Origin of the sequence: Streptomyces sp. cmx-18-6 (genome assembly GCF_046548915.1) — a bacterium.
GTDB lineage: Bacteria > Actinomycetota > Actinomycetes > Streptomycetales > Streptomycetaceae > Streptomyces.
The window spans coordinates 1-3,494 of record NZ_JAEBEP010000029.1 but is presented as its reverse complement, the minus strand read 5'-3'; the positions used below and the strand labels follow the sequence as shown (position 1 = coordinate 3,494).

Sequence of the window (3,494 nt, the reverse complement as noted above, 5' to 3'; positions counted from 1 at the left end):
GTTTCCTGTCCGATTCCCGGTCGAAGCGGGATGCTTTCCAGGTTCTTCGCTTTCGCGTTTTCCCTTTCCGGCGGTTCCGACTTTACCAGACTCTTTTTCGTTCCGTTTCCGGTCCGAATTCGATTTCCGGTGGCCTGTGGAGTGGCCTTGCCTTTCGGCGGATCCGACCTTATCAGAAGCGCATCGGTCGAAATGAACGACTGCGATTCGAAATGAGGGGAATCAATTGGCTCTGCGGGATGACTAAGCATCCCTTCACGAGCGAGATAGATCCTACGTGCTCCACTCAGGCATGTCCAGCCCAAGGCAACCGTTAAAATCTACCTCCCCACATTCGCCGTGTCAACAGCTTTTGGGGGCGAGGAGGAGACTAGCAGCTCAGCGGGGGCGATCGCACATCGGTGGTCAGGCCGCGGAGGGGAGCTCGGCGCTTCGTTCGACCGCTGTGAGGTCGCCCGTGTCGCCGGCCCGGACCGCGCGGCCGCCCAGGATGTAGACGTACGCGAGAAAGGCCAGCTCAGCCACGATGCCGATGGTGATCCTGGCCCAGGTCGGAAGGCCGGACGGGGTCACGAAGCCCTCGATGAGACCGGAGACGAACAGAACCAGGGCGAGGCCGATGGCCATGCCCAGTGCGGCGCGGCCCTGCTGGGCGAGGGCGGTTCGACGGGAGAGGGGGCCGGGGTCGATCACGGTCCAGCCGAGGCGGAGCCCTGTGCCGGCGGCCACGAACACCGCCGTCAGTTCGAGCAGGCCGTGCGGGAGCACCAGACCGAGGAAGACGTCCAGGCGGCCCGCCGAGGACATCAGACCTATGCCGACGCCGAGGTTGAGCATGTTCAGGAAGAGGATCCAGATCACCGGCAGGCAGAGGAACGCACCCAGGACCAGGCACATCGCCGCGGCCTGAGCGTTGTTCGTCCACACCTGTGCCGCGAACGACGCCGCCGGGTGGCTGGAGTAGTAGGTCTCGTACTCCCCTCCCGGCCGGGTCATGGCCCGGAGGTCGTCCGGGGCGGCGATCGCGGCCTGGACCTCGGGGTGGACCCCGATCCACCAGCCCAGGAGCGCGGCCAGGGCCGTGGAGAGCACCGCGGTGGGGACCCACCAGTGGCGCGAGCGGTAGACCGCGGCGGGGAATCCCGCCGTGAGGAAGCGGGCCGCGTCGCGCCAGGATGCCTTGCGGGTGCCGGTGACCGCCGCCCGGGCGCGGGCCACGAGCTGGGTGAGCCGGGCGGTGAGCAGGGGGTCGGGGGCGGTCGACTGGATCAGGGAGAGATGGGTGGCCGTGCGCTGGTAAAGGACGACGAGCTCGTCCGCTTCCGCGCCCGTCAGGCGGCGTCCTTGGCGCAGGAGGCGGTCGAGGCGGTCCCACTCCGTGCGGTGGGCGGTGACGAAGACGTCGAGGTCCATGGGCGGCTGTTGCTCCTGGCATGGGTGCGTACAGGGTCGTACTCTGCGGCGCGCTGCTGGTCAGCTTGGCAGACTGGGTCCGGCCGGGGGCAGAGAAGGCCGGGGAAGAGTGGGGGCGCGATGAGTGAGTTGGTGACCGGGGACGCGGTCGTCCTGGAGTTGAGGCCGGCGCGGCTGCCGAGCCGGGCCTTGGCGGCGGCGATCGATCTGGCGGTGATCTTCTTCGTCTTCATGATGGTTTCGGTCCTCATGGGGATCGCATCCGCCACCCTGGACGAGGCGGCCGTCGCGGCCGTCGGAGTCGCCATGTTCTTGCTGGTTCTGGTCGGTGGACCGATCGCGGTGGAAACGCTGAGCCATGGCCGGTCCTTGGGAAAACTGGCGTGCGGGCTGCGCGTGGTGCGGGACGACGGCGGGCCGATCCGGTTCCGGCACGCGCTCGTGCGGGGGGCCATGGGGGTCGTGGAGATCCTGATGACGTTCGGGGCCGTGGCCTGTATCGCGTCGCTGGTGTCGGCGCGCGGGCGTCGGTTCGGTGACGTCTTCGCGGGGACGCTGGTCATCCGGGAGCGCGTGCCGGTGAAGCGGTCGGGCGCTGTGCCACCGCCCCCGCCGTGGCTGGCCGGCCGATTCGCGCAGGTGGATCTGTCCGCTGTGCCGGACGAGCTCTGGCTCGCGATACGGCAGTACCTGACGCGGATGCGTGAGCTGGATCCCGGTGTCGGCCGGTCGATCGCCGGTCGTCTGGCGGACGAACTGGTGGCGCGGACGGGGATCGACCCGCCGCGGTCGGTTCCGGCGGCCGCGTTTCTGGCCGCGGTGGTGCATGAGCGGCAGTCTCGTGATGCCCGGCGCGTGTTCACCGGGGCGCGGGGCCGGGCCTCCGCCGCACCGACGCCTGCCGCCGCACCCACGCCGGCCGGGGCTGCCGGGGCTGCCGGGGCTGCCGGGGCTGCCGGGGTAACTGGGGGGTCTGCTGGGGGTGTCGGGGGTGTTCGGCCTGTCTCGGCTGCTCGGTCTGTCGGGGGCGCGGGGTTCGGCGTGCGACCGGAGGCTGGTGGGTCGCCGGGTGCGCAGAAGGATGCGGGGGCGTCCTCGGGCGGGTTCGCTCCGCCCGGTTAGAGGGGGCCGGGGAGTCCGGTCGCTCGGGGCGACGGGGGTGTCTCCAGGTGCTCCAACTCGACGCCCGGTGCCGCCAGGACGACGTCCCCGGCCACGTGAACGGCATGCTGTTCCCCGGTGTCCAGGGCGCTGACCTGGTATTCGTCCACGAGCAGAGGGCCGTTGTCAGTGGCGTGCGCTTCACTGTTCACCAGAGCCCAGGACTGGTCGGCGGTCCGGGGTGCCAGGACCGGGTCCGTGAAGGTGACCACGCGGACGCGGGTCTCGGGGGAATCGGGGGTGAGGCGCAGGAGGCGGGTCAGGGCGATGAGGAACGCGGGGGATGTTCCGAAGAAGGCGTGGGCGCGCACGTTGCCTTCGCTGGCGTGAGCGCCGGTCGGGTCCGTACGGACCCAGGTGACGCCTTCCAGAGCGGCTCCCCGCACCTGCCAGCTCGCGGAGTGGAGTTCGAGTCGGATCGGCCGGCCCAGTTCGTCCAGGGCCAGGTCGACGGAGCCCAGGTGGTCGCCCGAGGGGGACGTGGTCTGGGAGACATAGCGCCAGCCGGAGGGGCCGGGGGCGCAGTGGAAGTGTTCTTCGCCGAGGGGGGTGTGATCGTGGAGATCGTGGAGCGAATACCTGCCGCGGGGCATGGGGTCCTTCGGGTTCCTCGGGCTGGGCGCGGGCGGTAGCGGCAGGGGCAACGGGGCAGGCCCCCGACACGGGGGTGCGGGGGCCTGCACTCGGAGCTGTTTGCCGCCTGCTGCGGCTGCTGCTTGTTTCTGTCGCTGTTGAGCGTGATGCCGTGCGGTGGCCGGAGGAGGGTGCCCCTCGGAGCCGCTGACGGGGTCGCTCAGTAGCGGTAGTGGTCGGGCTTGAAGGGGCCCTCGACCTCGACTCCGATGTACGCCGCCTGCTCCGGGCGCAGGGTCGTGAGGCGGACGCCGAGGGCGTCGAGGTGGAGGCGGGCGACCTTCTCG

5 protein-coding genes are annotated in these 3,494 nt (G+C 70.2%); 2 read left to right on the top strand and 3 right to left on the bottom strand.

The window, feature by feature from the left end; all coding sequences use genetic code 11:
• Nucleotides 1–216: hypothetical protein (locus ACLJPL_RS33945; protein WP_411084799.1), on the top strand; the 216-nt coding region annotated here is incomplete at its 5' end.
• Nucleotides 217–405: 189 nt separating this feature from the next.
• Here the strand turns inward: ACLJPL_RS33945 and ACLJPL_RS33940 are convergent.
• On the bottom strand, nt 406–1,413 hold the full coding sequence (locus ACLJPL_RS33940) for a stage II sporulation protein M (protein ID WP_411084798.1): 1,008 nt from the start codon (nt 1,411–1,413) through the stop codon (nt 406–408).
• 120 nt (nt 1,414–1,533) lie between these two features.
• Here ACLJPL_RS33940 and ACLJPL_RS33935 point away from each other — a divergent pair, with 120 nt between their 5' ends.
• Nucleotides 1,534–2,535 carry an RDD family protein gene (locus ACLJPL_RS33935; RefSeq protein WP_411084797.1) on the top strand — a complete coding sequence of 334 codons (1,002 nt, stop codon included), beginning with the start codon at nt 1,534–1,536 and terminating at the stop codon, nt 2,533–2,535.
• Here ACLJPL_RS33935 and ACLJPL_RS33930 read toward each other — a convergent pair.
• A complete protein-coding gene (locus ACLJPL_RS33930; RefSeq protein ID WP_411084796.1) occupies nt 2,532–3,167 on the bottom strand; it encodes a hypothetical protein in 636 nt (211 codons plus the stop codon). The two genes, ACLJPL_RS33935 and ACLJPL_RS33930, sit on opposite strands and share 4 nt — an antisense overlap.
• Before the next feature lie 200 nt (nt 3,168–3,367).
• Nucleotides 3,368–3,494: adenosylhomocysteinase (locus ACLJPL_RS33925; RefSeq protein ID WP_411084800.1), on the bottom strand; the 127-nt coding region annotated here is incomplete at its 5' end.

Bases quoted from the DNA above. Each gene is read 5' to 3' on its own strand.
- ACLJPL_RS33940 (WP_411084798.1), bottom strand. From the start codon at position 1,413: ATGGACCTCGACGTCTTCGTCACCGCCCACCGCACGGAGTGGGACCGC.
- ACLJPL_RS33935 (WP_411084797.1), top strand. From the start codon at position 1,534: ATGAGTGAGTTGGTGACCGGGGACGCGGTCGTCCTGGAGTTGAGGCCG.
- ACLJPL_RS33930 (WP_411084796.1), bottom strand. From the start codon at position 3,167: ATGCCCCGCGGCAGGTATTCGCTCCACGATCTCCACGATCACACCCCC.